The organism is Chryseobacterium sp. SIMBA_029 (assembly GCF_046535275.1).
GTDB lineage: Bacteria > Bacteroidota > Bacteroidia > Flavobacteriales > Weeksellaceae > Chryseobacterium.
The window spans coordinates 1-254 of the sequence record NZ_JAWRXA010000588.1 but is presented as its reverse complement, the minus strand read 5'-3'; the positions used below and the strand labels follow the sequence as shown (position 1 = coordinate 254).

Annotated in this window: 1 protein-coding gene; it reads right to left on the bottom strand. The window is 35.8% G+C overall.

Translation table 11 applies throughout. From position 1 onward, the window contains the following. Positions 1-66 precede the first annotated feature (66 nt). The coding region (locus SB679_RS25340; RefSeq protein ID WP_410705102.1) for a D-aminoacyl-tRNA deacylase at positions 67-254 on the bottom strand (188 nt) is incomplete at its 5' end.

Here is a 254-nt window from a genome sequence, read left to right as displayed (position 1 = left end):
CAGGAAAATTAAGGTAATAATCAGGTAAGCAATTACTATATTTCGGTTCTTCATTTATCCTTTAAATTAGTTTTTTGTAATTGAATCCATAACAATAGTGACAGGCCCGTCATTAATTAAGGAAACTTTCATATCTGCCCCGAAAACTCCACTTTCAGTCTTTAATCCTGATGTTGCAATTTCTGCTTTAAAGTAATCAAACAACGGGATAGCTTTATCCGGTTTGGCCGCTTTGATGAAAGAGGGACGGTTGC